The 11,924-nt window shown below is 71.0% G+C and carries 13 protein-coding genes; 11 read left to right on the forward strand and 2 right to left on the reverse strand.

Annotated features, from left to right (window positions below):
- The first annotated feature begins 3 nt into the window (after positions 1–3).
- The 6 genes from FHX80_RS11565 to FHX80_RS11590 all read left to right on the forward strand — a co-directional run bounded on the left by FHX80_RS11565 (position 4) and on the right by FHX80_RS11590 (position 4,757).
- The gene (locus FHX80_RS11565; RefSeq protein ID WP_145764116.1) at positions 4–264 is read left to right on the forward strand and encodes an acyl carrier protein; all 261 of its coding nucleotides are present in this window, start codon (positions 4–6) and stop codon (positions 262–264) included.
- On the forward strand, positions 261–1,487 hold the full coding sequence (locus FHX80_RS11570; protein ID WP_145764117.1) for a beta-ketoacyl-[acyl-carrier-protein] synthase family protein: 1,227 nt from the start codon (positions 261–263) through the stop codon (positions 1,485–1,487). The genes FHX80_RS11565 and FHX80_RS11570 overlap by 4 nt, the downstream gene beginning before the upstream one ends.
- Positions 1,484–2,824 (forward strand): cytochrome P450, encoded by a 1,341-nt coding sequence (locus FHX80_RS11575; protein WP_145764118.1) that lies wholly within the window; start codon positions 1,484–1,486, stop codon positions 2,822–2,824. Before FHX80_RS11570 ends, FHX80_RS11575 begins: the two co-directional genes overlap by 4 nt.
- A 100-nt stretch (positions 2,825–2,924) precedes the next feature.
- The gene (locus FHX80_RS11580; RefSeq protein WP_244318227.1) at positions 2,925–3,233 is read left to right on the forward strand and encodes a hypothetical protein; all 309 of its coding nucleotides are present in this window, start codon (positions 2,925–2,927) and stop codon (positions 3,231–3,233) included.
- Between the two features lie 112 nt (positions 3,234–3,345).
- The gene (locus FHX80_RS11585) at positions 3,346–3,876 is read left to right on the forward strand and encodes a GNAT family N-acetyltransferase (protein WP_145764119.1); all 531 of its coding nucleotides are present in this window, start codon (positions 3,346–3,348) and stop codon (positions 3,874–3,876) included.
- 122 nt (positions 3,877–3,998) lie between these two features.
- The gene (locus tag FHX80_RS11590) at positions 3,999–4,757 is read left to right on the forward strand and encodes a Mut7-C RNAse domain-containing protein (protein WP_145764120.1); all 759 of its coding nucleotides are present in this window, start codon (positions 3,999–4,001) and stop codon (positions 4,755–4,757) included.
- A 172-nt stretch (positions 4,758–4,929) separates the two neighbouring features.
- Here the strand turns inward: FHX80_RS11590 and FHX80_RS11595 are convergent, their stop codons facing one another.
- Positions 4,930–5,370, reverse strand: coding sequence for a hypothetical protein (locus tag FHX80_RS11595; protein ID WP_145764121.1), 441 nt, complete (start codon positions 5,368–5,370; stop codon positions 4,930–4,932).
- Positions 5,371–5,730: 360 nt separating this feature from the next.
- Between FHX80_RS11595 and FHX80_RS11600 the strand changes: the two genes are divergently transcribed.
- A complete protein-coding gene (locus FHX80_RS11600) occupies positions 5,731–6,066 on the forward strand; it encodes a YnfA family protein (protein ID WP_145764122.1) in 336 nt (111 codons plus the stop codon).
- A 54-nt stretch (positions 6,067–6,120) separates the two neighbouring features.
- Entirely contained in the window at positions 6,121–6,879 is a 759-nt protein-coding gene (locus FHX80_RS11605) for an SDR family NAD(P)-dependent oxidoreductase (protein WP_145764123.1), read from the forward strand.
- A gap of 84 nt (positions 6,880–6,963) precedes the next feature.
- Here FHX80_RS11605 and FHX80_RS11610 read toward each other — a convergent pair whose 3' ends face one another.
- Positions 6,964–8,157 (reverse strand): RtcB family protein, encoded by a 1,194-nt coding sequence (locus tag FHX80_RS11610; RefSeq protein ID WP_145764124.1) that lies wholly within the window; start codon positions 8,155–8,157, stop codon positions 6,964–6,966.
- A 170-nt stretch (positions 8,158–8,327) separates the two neighbouring features.
- Between FHX80_RS11610 and FHX80_RS11615 the strand changes: the two genes are divergently transcribed.
- From FHX80_RS11615 to FHX80_RS11625, 3 genes are all read left to right on the forward strand, one after another.
- Positions 8,328–9,164 (forward strand): DUF3558 domain-containing protein, encoded by an 837-nt coding sequence (locus FHX80_RS11615; protein WP_145764125.1) that lies wholly within the window; start codon positions 8,328–8,330, stop codon positions 9,162–9,164.
- A gap of 191 nt (positions 9,165–9,355) precedes the next feature.
- The gene (locus FHX80_RS11620) at positions 9,356–10,237 is read left to right on the forward strand and encodes a DUF3558 family protein (RefSeq protein ID WP_145764126.1); all 882 of its coding nucleotides are present in this window, start codon (positions 9,356–9,358) and stop codon (positions 10,235–10,237) included.
- A gap of 204 nt (positions 10,238–10,441) precedes the next feature.
- Complete coding sequence (locus FHX80_RS11625; protein WP_145764127.1) at positions 10,442–11,884, forward strand: DUF2637 domain-containing protein; 1,443 nt, start codon at positions 10,442–10,444, stop codon at positions 11,882–11,884.
- Positions 11,885–11,924: the final 40 nt, after the last annotated feature.

The following is an 11,924-nucleotide window of genomic DNA, read 5'->3' on the forward strand; positions in this document are numbered from 1 at the left end:
GACATGAGCGTTCCGATGCAAGACCAGATCACTGACATCATCTGCGAGCACTTCGGCATCGACCGGGCCGAGATCACACCGTCCACCACGTTCGAGGACCTGGACATGGACTCGCTGGCTCTGGCGGAGACCGTCGTCGTCCTCGAAGACCGGTACGGGCTCCAGTTCCCCGAAATCGAGGGGTCGTTCAGTCCCGACGTCACCCTGGCGCAGGCAGCCGACGCCCTTTCGCTGCTGCTGACGGCCGTTCCCGCCGCGTCATGACCACCCGCTCCGTCTCCGTCACCGGTCTGGGCATGACCACGCCAGCCGGGGTGGGGGCCGCGGCAACCTGGGCCGGCTTGCTCACAGGCATCCCCACTGCCACACCGGATCCTCGACTGGAGGGCATGCCGGTCGCGTTCTCCTGCCAGATCCCCGGGTTCGACGCCGTCAAGGCCATCGGCCGCCGCATCGTCTGGCGCACCGACCGGTTCGTGCACCTCGCACTCCTCACCGCACGGGAAGCCCTCGCGGACTCCGGCCTCGACCCCGCCGCCTGGGACGGCAACCGGGTCGGGGTCGTGATCGGCGTCGGCGCGAGCAGCCAGGACACCGCCTCACGCGAGTACGGGCATCTGGCCCGTGGCGCCTACCGGGCGCTGTCGCCGACCGACGTGCCCCGCAGCATGCCCAATATGGCGCCCGCCGAGATCGCCATCGACTGCCAGGCCACCGGGCCCAACTTCGCCGTCAGTACCGCCTGTGCGTCGGGGGCGACGGCCATCGGGCTCGCCCGCGACCTGATCGTCTCCGGAACGTGCGACATCGTCATCGCCGGAGGCAGCGAATCCGCCGGCTCCTCACGCCTGGCGGCCGGAGCGTTCTGGCGGATGGGTGCCCTCTCCTCCCGGTGCCACGACCCCGCCGGAGCCTCCCGCCCCTTTGACGCGGACCGTGACGGCTTCGTCCTCGGCGAAGGCGCCGGCATCCTCATCCTGGAGGAAACCCGCCACGCCAGAGCACGGCGCGCCCCGATCCGCGCCCACCTGGCCGGATACGGCACCACCTGCGACGCCCACCACTGGACCACCCCCCACCCCGAGGGCCGCGGCACCGTACAGGCCCTGCGCACCGCTCTCGGCAACGCCGCTCTCGCACCCTCGGACATCGGCCACGTCAACGCCCACGCAACGTCAACCCCCGCCAACGACATCAGCGAAGCCGAAGCCCTGCGCGCCGTCTTCCACACGCCCCCGCCCGTCACCGCCACCAAGAGCGTCATCGGCCACGCCATCGCGGGCGCCGGTGCGATCGAGGCGGCGGTCAGCGTCCTGAGCCTCACCACTCAGACCATTCATCCCACCGCCAACCTCGAGCGGCACGATCCCGCCATCGACCTCGACATCGTCACCAAACAGCCCCGGCAGCAGCGGATGACCGCCGTGGCGAGTACCTCCCTCGGTTTCGGCGGACAGAACACCGCCCTGATCTTCACCAGCGCATGACCCGCGCCCCGCTCCCCGCAGGCCCGCCGCCCCTCTTGGCCTGCCCCACCCTCAACGAGGGCGGGTTCGGTGCGGCGCTGGGCCGCCTCACCGAACCGACGGGTCCCACCCTGCGCCCGGTCACTCTCGCGGGTGGCCTGCGCGCCTGGGCCACGACGGATGCCGTCGTGGCCCGGGCCGTACTCACCGATCCGCGTCTGACCAATGACGTCAGAGAGGTGGGCCGGCCCGTGCAGGGCTTCCCCCTCCGCCGTTATCCGGAGGATTTCTTCGCCCACGCACCGCAGTTGCTCTCCGCCTCCGGAGACCGCCACCGCAGGATGCGCCGGATCGTGGCCCCCTTCTTCACCGCCGCCGCAGCGGCGGGGACGGCCGCCAGGCTGCGGTGCGAGGTCGCACAGATCATCCGGTCGCTGGCCGGCCGCGACCGCGTCGACATCGTCGCCGATCTCGCCCTGCCGCTGGCAGGCGCCACCGTCGGCGAGGTCCTCGGCGTTCCGCGCGAGCGACGCCGGAGCACCGTGACGGCCGCCCTTGCCGCCAGCGCGGCAGCCCCGGGGACGGAGACGGCCCGGTCGGCGCAGCGCGCCTTCTCCCGCGCCGTCCTGCAGATCATCGGCACGGCCCGCCACTCCTCCGCCCCCACCGCCGCCACCGCCCTGCTGCACGCCAACCGGACGGGAGAACTCACCAACGCCGAAATGGCCGGGATGCTGGGCATGCTGCTCATCGGCACCATCGACTCGCTCGCCACCGTCATCCCGGCGGGCACGCTCCTGGCCATGCGGCGCCCCGATGTCAGGCGCGGCCTCAGCCACGGCCTCAGTCCTGGTCGCGGCCACGATCTCAGCCACGGTCACGGTCGCGATCTCAATCACGGCCTCAGTCACGGCACGGAGTACACGAGGGCGCTCACCGAGGAGATCCTGCGCCTGAACCCGTCGTTCCAGCACACCGGTTGGCGATTCACCCGCGAGTCCTGCGCCATCGCGGGCACCTCGCTGCCCCAAGGCACCGTGGTCGTCGCCTCCTTGCTCTCCGCCAACCTCGACCCCACGGCGTGGCCCGACCCGCTGCGCGCCGACCCGCACCGCCGGGCGCCCAGCAGCCATCTGTCCTTCGGACACGGACCGCACTACTGCCTCGGCGCGGCGCTCGGACGCCGACTCGTCCACGACGCCCTCACCGGTCTCTTCAGCCGGCTCCCCCGCCTGAACCCTGCCGCCCCCGCGCACGAGCTCATTTGGCACGGGGTCTGCTTGCGCAGGCTGAACCAGCTTCCGGTGGACACCCACACCTCGGCCCGCACTGGCCGGCCAAGACCGACCGGCACCTGAGGCCTTTCTGAATCCGGCCATTCATTGGCCGAAGAATGATCTTCAGTTGGCCTGTCGAACCTGCCGATGCAGGAGGCACAGACACTGAAGGAGGCCTGCCATGGGCGACACTCTGCTGGCCCTGTCGATCCCCGTGCTGGTCTTCTCCGGCGGCATCTACGCCGCGTGTGAGAGCTGGTGGCGGCGCCGGCACCCGGCGCCGCCGTCCCCGTACACCCATCAGGCGGCCCGCCTCGCCGAGCGCGCGATGCTGGTGGACGCGGAGAGGATCGTGGACGGCGCGTACGAATCCCTCGGCGCGCTCTACGACGGGCCGAGTGTGCCGGGGGCGCGCGTTCCGGCCACCGATGCCACGCCCGGGGCCGCCACGGGACCGGACCGCGACCGGCAGCCGCGGGTGACGCGGTGAGGGTCCCGCCGGAATCGGCCGCGTCATGGGGTCGACCGCCATGGCCGCCCTCAAGGACTGATGCTCACCGCCAGCACGGTCCGCTGTCAGTGCCCCGTCCTACAGTTTTGGCATGGAGCACCCCACAGCATCATCCGTACGGATCGAGCCCTGGTCGGACAACGACCTGGAGCTGCTCCGTCGTGCCAACGCACCGGAGCTGATGGACCACCTGGGCGGCCCCGAGTCGGAGGAGCAGCTCATAAATCGCCACGGCCGCTACCTGGCACTGAGCGCGGACCGGACGGGCCGGGGCAGGATGTTCCGCATCGCGCTGACCGGCGAGGACGAGGCCGTGGGCGCCATCGGATTCTGGGAGCGCACCTGGCAGGGCCAGGAGGTCTACGAGACGGGGTGGGCCGTTCTCGCGGGGTTCCAGGGTCGGGGCATCGCGTCGGCCGCGACCGTGGCCGTCGCCGAGCAGGCGCGCGCCGAGCGCAAGCGCCGCTATCTGCACGCCTACCCGTCCGTGGCCAACGGCGCGTCGAACGGGGTGTGCCGCAAGGCGGGGTTCACCCTGCTCGGCGCGTGCGAGGTCGAGTACCCGCCCGGCCATCCGCTGCTGACGAACGACTGGCGGCTGGACCTCCACCCGGATCGTTGAGCGGTTCCCCACTACCCACTCGCCACTCCCCCACTGGCCACCCGCACCCCGCCCTCACCCCACGCCCCGCCCACGCCCGAAATCCCTGGCCCGCACACTCGGCCCAATGGCATCCTGACCAGGTGAACGGACCGGAGATCCACCTCGAAGTCGCCCCTGAACTGAGGCTCTTCGTCGCGCACGAACGCCGCAGGGGGCGGACGGCCGTGACCACCGACGGCGCGTCCACCCTCGGCCACGTCGTCGAATCGCTCGGAGTCCCGCTCACCGAGGCCGGACAGCTCCTCGTCGACGGCCGCCCCGTACCGTTCTCCCACATTCCCGCCGCGGGCGAAGCGGTCGACGTACAAGCCGTGCAGCGCCCCCAGCACGTACCGGGCGCGCCCCTGCGCTTCCTCCTCGACGTCCACCTCGGCACCCTCGCGCGGCGGCTGCGGCTGCTCGGCGTGGATGCCGCCTACGAGTACGAGGACATCGGCGACCCCGCACTGGCCACGCGCTCGGCGAAGGAGCGGCGCGTCCTGCTCTCCCGGGACCGGGGGCTGCTCCACCGGCGGGAGATCTGGGCGGGGGCGTACGTCTACAGCGACCGGCCCGAGGCGCAGCTGCGCGACGTGCTGGGGCGGTTCGCGCCCGAGCTCGCCCCGTGGAGCCGGTGCACCGCCTGCAACGGACGGCTGGCGGCGGCCGACAAGGACACCGTGGGTGCGCGGCTGGAGGACGGCACTCAGCGCTCGTACGACGTCTTCGCGCAGTGCACGGAGTGCGACCGGGTGTACTGGCGCGGCGCCCACCACGCCCGGCTGGAGGCGATCGTCACCGAAGCGGTCCGCGACTTCGGAGGCTCGCCCGCCGGGCCGCCGGACCCGTCCGGCGACTGAGCGGAACGCGGCACTCCCCCCGCCCGACCCCGGGCATGGCATGTCCCGACGTCACCCCGGCCACGGCGCGTCCCGACGTCACCCCGGGCATGGCATGTCCCGACGTCACCCCGGCCACGGCGCGTCCCGACGTCACCCCGACCCGCCGTCGCCGTCGCCCTCACCGGTGGCCTCAGAAGACGTACTCGTCCCCGGTGGCCGGAGCCAGTACCTCATGTTCGCTGTTCTTCGAATCCCGGTCCGTCGCCCCGCCGTTCCACACGGTGTCGATCCGGACGACCACCTCCGCCGGCCGCCCCAGAAGCTGCAGTTCAAGCGCGAGCTTCCCCTGTCGGGAGCCGTCCGCGCCCAGTGGGCCCGTGCGGCACAGCACGGTCTGCTGGTCGGCCTGGAGGCATTCCCCGGGCAGCTCCTGCCGACCGGAGAGCGGCACGGACACCCGTAGCCGGACGGTGACCCCGGCAAGGTTCGAGGGGCCGCTGTTCTGGCTGACCAGCCAGATGCCGAGCCCGGTGCCCCACAGCGAGACATGCCCGTGGTGCGACACATCCGCCTCCGGGGCGATGCTCGGCACCACCGGAGCAGCCACCGGAGCAGCCACCGAAGAAGCCACGGAAGAAGTAACGGGGGAAGTCGCCGGAGAAGGGCCCGGAGGAGCCACCGGACGCACCACCGGCGAGCCCGCCCGAGAAGCCACCGCCGTGCCCCCCGGCGCACCGACGGCCGCGGCCGTCCCGCCCGCGCCCAGCGCCAGAGCCGACGCCATCGCCGCCGCAGCGGACACCTTCAGACGAGCCTTTCGCGTCACTGACATGCCCTGAAGATACAGATTTGCACGAATTATCCATATCTTCCTACCAGTTCGGCGCGTCTCCAGCCGTCCGCTCCGGCTGCTCGCGCTGGCCGTCCGCTCCGGCCGTCCGCTCCGGCCGTCCACGCTCCTCACGCCCACCACGCATGACACGCTGCTCACATGTCCGTGTTCCGCTCCATCGCCCTGTTCGTCGTCGCCGCGCTCTTCGAGATCGGTGGCGCCTGGCTCGTCTGGCAAGGCGTCCGGGAGCACCGCGGCTGGGCATGGATCGGTGCGGGCGTCATCGCGCTGGCCACGTACGGGTTCGTCGCCACGCTCCAGCCGGACGGCGAGTTCGGGCGTGTGCTCGCCGCGTACGGCGGGGTCTTCGTGGCGGGGTCGATCGTCTGGGGCATGGTCGCCGACGGCTACCGGCCCGACCGCTGGGACGTGACCGGCGCGCTGGTCTGCCTGGCCGGCATGGCCGTGATCATGTACGCCCCCCGCAACCACTGACCGCGCCCCTGCCTATCCTGGCCCCGTACCGATCAGCTGTCCGAGGAGCCCGCCATGGCCGCATCCCCCATCGCCGTCATCACCGGAGCGAGCAGCGGCATCGGTGCCGCGACCGCCCGGCAGCTGGCGGCCGCCGGCTATCGTGTCGTGATCACCGCACGCCGCAAGGACCGCATCGAGGCGCTCGCCGCCGAGATCACCGCGGCGGGCCACGAGGCCACGGCCTACGCGCTGGACGTCACCGACCGCACCGCGGTCGACGAGTTCGCCACCGCGTTCCGCGGCCTCGCCGTCCTGGTCAACAACGCGGGCGGCGCGCTCGGGGCGGACCCCGTCGCCACCGGCGACCCGGCCGACTGGCGCCAGATGTACGAGACCAACGTCATCGGCACCCTCAACGTCACCCAGGCCCTGCTCCCCGCCCTCACCGCGAGCGGCGACGGCACCATCGTCATCCTCTCCTCGACCGCGGGTCTCTCCGCCTACGAGGGCGGCGGCGGCTACGTGGCCGCCAAGCACGGCGAGCACGTCCTGGCCGAGACCCTGCGCCTGGAGATCGTCGGCACCCCGGTCCGCGTCATCGAGGTCGCCCCCGGCATGGTCAAGACGGAGGAGTTCGCCACCACCCGCTTCCGCGGCGACACCGAGAAGGCCGCCAAGGTCTACGCGGGCGTCGACGCCCCCCTCAGCGCCGACGACGTGGCCGACACGATCACCTGGGCCGTCACCCGCCCCAGCCACGTGAACATCGACCTCCTGGTGGTCCGCCCCCGCGCCCAGGCCTCCAACTCCAAGGTCCACCGCACCGCCTGAACGAACCACGCCCGGCGAGACGGCCGGGGCGAGTCCACCCCCGTGGGTCTCGCCCCGGCCCCGCCCGCACCGGGCCCGGCGCGCTCAGCCCTTCACGCAGATGACCTGCTTCAGCTTCGCGACGACCTCCACCAGGTCGCGCTGCTGATCGATGACCTTCTCGATCGGCTTGTACGCGCCCGGGATCTCGTCCAGGACACCGGAGTCCTTGCGGCACTCCACGCCCCGCGTCTGCTCCTCCAGGTCCTTCGTCGAGAAGCGCCGCTTGGCGGCGTTCCGGCTCATCTTGCGGCCCGCGCCGTGCGAGGCCGAGTTGAAGGACTTCTCGTTGCCGAGGCCCTTCACGATGTACGAGCCGGTGCCCATCGAGCCCGGAATGATCCCGAAGTCACCGGAGCCGGCCCGGATGGCGCCCTTACGGGTGACCAGCAGGTCCATGCCGTCGTACCGTTCCTCCGCCACGTAGTTGTGGTGACAGGAGATGACTGGTTCGAAGGTCACCTTGGCCTTCTTGAACTCCTTGCGGACCACGTCCTGGAAGAGCGCCATCATGATCGCGCGGTTGTGCTTCGCGTACTCCTGCGCCCAGAACAGGTCGTTGCGGTAGGCCTGCATAGGCGGGGTGTCCGCGATGAAGACCGCCAGGTCGCGGTCGACCAGGTCCTGGTTGTGCGGCAGCTTCTGCGCCTCGCCGATGTGGAAGGCGGCCAGTTCGTTGCCGACGTTCCGGGAGCCGGAGTGCAGCATCAACCAGACCGAACCCGACTCGTCGAGGCAGAACTCGACGAAGTGGTTCCCCGCTCCGAGCGTTCCCATCTGCTTGGTGGCACGTTCCCGACGGAATTTGACCGCATCGGCCACCCCGTCGAACCGCTGCCAGAAGTCGTCCCAGTCGGTGGACGCGAGCCCGTGCAGCCGGCCCGGGTCCACCGGCTCGTCGTGCATCCCGCGGCCCACCGGAATGGCCTGCTCGATCTTCGACCGGAGCCGGGACAGGTCGCCGGGCAGGTCGTTGGCGGTCAGCGAGGTCTTCACCGCGGACATTCCGCAGCCGATGTCCACACCCACCGCCGCCGGGCAGACCGCACCGTGCATGGCGATGACCGAGCCGACCGTGGCGCCCTTGCCGAAGTGGACGTCGGGCATGACGGCCAGGCCCTTGATCCAGGGCAGCGTGGCGACGTTGCGCAGCTGCTGCATCGCGACGTCCTCGACCGAGGCCGGGTCGGTCCACATACGGATGGGGACCTGCGCGCCCGGCACCTCTACATACGACATAGTTCCTCTATTCCCCCGAAAAGTCTGAAAGCGCAAAACCGGTGCCAAGATCGACAAAAGTATCGGCCGACCGGCATTCACAGCGGCGCGTGCGATACACATTGTGTCCACCGGCCGCCGACGAGCGGCAACCGTTTTTCGCACGAAGGGAGCCCAGGACCGTGCGACGAATGGCTTACGCACCCGGCGCCGTGCTCATTGCAGCGCTCGCGGTCGGCTGCAGCAGCGGCACCGGAACCGGTGGCGCCGCCGCCGACAGCAAGCCCGGCACCCTGGCCACTTCCGCCGCCCCTCCGGGCAAGTACCGCACCCTTCCCGAGGCCTGCCGCTCCATCGCGCCGGCCACGTTGAAGGATCTGCTGCCCGGCGCCTCCGAACTGCCCGAGGCCCAGCAGGAGAAGGTGTTCGACGGTTCGCCCACCGTCACGTACGACACCGACCGCCGGGTCGGCTGCCGCTGGAAGAGCGAGGCGCCCGACGGCGCCCACAGCCTCTTCGTCGACTTCGAGCGCGTCGTCTCGTACGACCCGTCCGTGAGCGACGACGACCGCGCCCGCGAGGTGTACGCGAAGAAGGAGGCCGCCGCCGACCTGCCGTCGGCCTCCACCCTGCCCGACGGAACGGAGAACGGCACCCCGGGCTCCCCGTCCGGGACCGCGAGCGCAAAGCCGGGCGAGGACGCGGACAAGCCCACGGCCGCGGCCGGGAAGACCGGCGGGGACGCGGGGAGCGCCGGGAGCACCACGGACGGCAGCACCGCCGAGAACCTCCAGCCCCGCGTCCTCGACACTCTCGGTGACAGTGCGTTTCTGGATGATCAGCTCACCCGCGCTGGTTCCACCGCACAGCACCGCACGGTGAGCGTGGTGTTCCGCACATCGAACGTCATCGTGACCGTCCAGTACACCGCGCAGCCGGCCCTCTCCACCGAGGTCCCCGACAGCAAGGAACTGCAGGAGAAGGCCCAGGCACTGGGCCGAGAACTGGTCGACAGCTTCAGCAAGTAACCCCGTCCCCGGCCGGTCCGGCCCGGCTGCCGGCCATCCCTCGGGCCGTCCGGCCGAGGCGGCATCCGGCTGCCGTCCGTCGTACCGTGGCCCTCCGGAACCACCGTCCGCCGGCCGTCCGCACCACGCCGGCGTCCCACGTCCACCGACCGTCCGGCCGCCCGACGCCGCGCCACCCGAGTGAAGGAACCATGCACCGATCAGCTCCGCGACTCACCCGCATACTCGCCTGCGCCGCCGTTCCGGTGATGCTCGTCGTCGCCGGCTGCTCGTCGGACTCCGACGGCGAGAAGGACAAGGCCTCGTCCTCGTCCCCCGCGCCGGAAGCGACGAAGTCGGAAGCGATGGTCGCGGCGGCGAGGTTCGCCGAGCTGCCCGACCCGTGCAAGTCGATCACCGCGAGTACCGCCAAGTCCCTGGTCCCCGCGGCCAAGGACAAGAACGGCACACCGGGCAGGTCCAGCGACACCGCCGCCCGCGGCAGCTGCTCCTGGAACGGCCTGGACGACAACGGCATCAAGGGCTCCCAGTACCGCTGGCTCGACGTCGGCTTCACCCGCTTCGGCTCGGACCAGTCCCTGGGCAGCGGTGCCGACCGGGCCGGGGACGACCTCACGAAGCAGATCGCCAAGGCCAAGGCGGCCGAGGGTGCGAAGAAGCTCGACGCGGCTCCCGTCAGCGGCATCGGCGAGACGGCGACCAGGATCACGTACGACCTCGACAAGACCGGTGAGGACTTCAAGTACGCGACGATCGTGGCCCGTACGGGCAATGTCGTCGTCACCCTCACCTACAACGGCGCGGGCTACGCGGGCGCGAAGACCCCGTCCGCCGACGACATCCAGAAGGGCGCCGAGAAGGCCGCCAAGGAGGCCGTCGCCGCGGTGGCCACCGCGAACGAGAGCAAGAAGGTGGGCGCGTCCCCCGAGCCCTCGGGCAAGGCGAGCGACAACGCGACCAAGAAGGCAACCGACAAGGCCGCGGGCAAGGCGGCGGGCAAGACGATCGAGAAGGCCTCCCTCACGTCCTCCGCGAAGCCGTCCGCCAAGTCCTCCGCCAAGGACGCGAAGTAGCCCTCCGGCACCCCGCGGCCCCAACACCGCGGCCCAGAAGCGGATTCACGAAGCCCGGTCCTCGTCCGAGAACCGGGCTTCGCCCCTCCCCGCGCGACGCGTCACGCCCGCATGTGCCAGGCTGTGCCCGCCAGAACTCGAAATCGTCCTTCCAGACCGGACGTCGGAGACGAAGAAGCGGAGAGGGGATCGCGAGTGGCCGCGATGCAGCTGACACGCACGCACCGAATACTCATCGGGCTCGTGGTCGCCGGTGCGGTGCTCATCGCAGCGATCGGCTTCGCGGGCTCGTACGCCGCCGTGCGCGAACTCGCCCTGCAAAAGGGCTTCGGGCACTTCTCGCTGGTCTTCCCGATCGGCATCGACGCCGGCATCTGCGTCCTGCTGGCGCTGGACCTGCTGCTGACGTGGATGCGCATCCCGTTCCCGCTGCTGCGCCAGACGGCGTGGATGCTGACCGTCGCGACGATCGCGTTCAACGGTGCGGCCGCGTGGCCGGACCCGCTGGGCGTCGGCATGCACGCCGTGATCCCGGTGCTGTTCGTGGTCTCCGTCGAGGCCGCCCGGCACGCCGTGGGCCGGATCGCCGACATCACGGCCGACAAGCACATGGAGGGGGTCCGCCTCACCCGCTGGCTGCTCTCCCCCGTCCCGACGTTCAGGCTGTGGCGGCGGATGAAGCTGTGGGAGCTGCGGTCCTACGAGCAGGTCATCAAGCTCGAACAGGACCGGCTGATCTACCAGGCCCGCCTCCAGGCCCGCTTCGGCCGCAACTGGCGCCGCAAGGCCCCCGTCGAGTCCCTGATGCCGCTCCGCCTCGCGAAGTACGGCGTCCCGCTGGCCGAGACCGGCCCGGCCGGACTCGCCGCCGCGGGCATCGAACCGGTCCTGCTGCCTCCGTCCCCCGCCGCCGCGCCTGTCGCGGCCGTCGAGACGGCCCAGCCCCAGCAGCCCGAACTCGTCGCCGCCCGGCAGCAGGAGCAGCACGCCGAGCCGCAGCAGCAGCAACAACCCCAGCCGCAACGGCCGCAGAGCGCCTTCCAGCCGCACTCCCAAGCCCAGGCCCAAACGCAGGCCCAGGCCCCCGCCCCTGCCTCCCACGAGAGCCCGTGGTTCAAGGCACAGGCGCCGGACGGTGCGTACGAGGGTTCGTACAACCCGACGTACGTCGATGCCATGGAGCCCGGCCCGGTCATGATCCCGACGGGCCCCGGCCGCACCCGCCCGCTGGGCAACGTGGGCACGATCGGCGCCATGCCCAACCCGCGCAACGAGCAGCCACTGCCGACGCACGAGGCACCCCAAGCGCCCCAGACCTCTCAGATGCCTCAGACTCAGACACCCCAGACCTCTCAGCCCGCCGAGGCCGACGAGGTCCCGCAGGAGCCGAAGCCCGTCGCCGAGGCGGCCGAGGAATGGGCCGAGGAGTGGGCGCAGGAGGACGCGGAGTTCAGCAAGGTCGCCTACGAGGCCTTCGCCGCGTTCGTGACGCAGCACAGCACGTACCCCAGCATCGAGGTCCTCGACATACACCTGTCGGACCGTCACAACGTGCGGCACCCGCGCAGCGCGGCCCTGCTCCGCCAGCTGATCCAGGGCTTCAAGAACCGCTACCACGCCGAACTGGAAGCGGACCACATCGCATAAGCGGCAACACCGAGGACAACAGCAACAACAGAATCAACAG

Origin of the sequence: Streptomyces brevispora, assembly GCF_007829885.1 — a bacterium.
Taxonomy (GTDB): domain Bacteria; phylum Actinomycetota; class Actinomycetes; order Streptomycetales; family Streptomycetaceae; genus Streptomyces; species Streptomyces brevispora.

Bases quoted from the DNA above. Each gene is read 5' to 3' on its own strand.
- FHX80_RS11565 (WP_145764116.1), top strand. From the start codon at position 4: ATGAGCGTTCCGATGCAAGACCAGATCACTGACATCATCTGCGAGCAC.
- FHX80_RS11570 (WP_145764117.1), top strand. From the start codon at position 261: ATGACCACCCGCTCCGTCTCCGTCACCGGTCTGGGCATGACCACGCCA.
- FHX80_RS11575 (WP_145764118.1), top strand. From the start codon at position 1,484: ATGACCCGCGCCCCGCTCCCCGCAGGCCCGCCGCCCCTCTTGGCCTGC.
- FHX80_RS11580 (WP_244318227.1), top strand. From the start codon at position 2,925: ATGGGCGACACTCTGCTGGCCCTGTCGATCCCCGTGCTGGTCTTCTCC.
- FHX80_RS11585 (WP_145764119.1), top strand. From the start codon at position 3,346: ATGGAGCACCCCACAGCATCATCCGTACGGATCGAGCCCTGGTCGGAC.
- FHX80_RS11600 (WP_145764122.1), top strand. From the start codon at position 5,731: ATGTCCGTGTTCCGCTCCATCGCCCTGTTCGTCGTCGCCGCGCTCTTC.
- FHX80_RS11605 (WP_145764123.1), top strand. From the start codon at position 6,121: ATGGCCGCATCCCCCATCGCCGTCATCACCGGAGCGAGCAGCGGCATC.
- FHX80_RS11610 (WP_145764124.1), bottom strand. From the start codon at position 8,157: ATGTCGTATGTAGAGGTGCCGGGCGCGCAGGTCCCCATCCGTATGTGG.
- FHX80_RS11615 (WP_145764125.1), top strand. From the start codon at position 8,328: ATGGCTTACGCACCCGGCGCCGTGCTCATTGCAGCGCTCGCGGTCGGC.
- FHX80_RS11620 (WP_145764126.1), top strand. From the start codon at position 9,356: ATGCACCGATCAGCTCCGCGACTCACCCGCATACTCGCCTGCGCCGCC.
- FHX80_RS11625 (WP_145764127.1), top strand. From the start codon at position 10,442: ATGCAGCTGACACGCACGCACCGAATACTCATCGGGCTCGTGGTCGCC.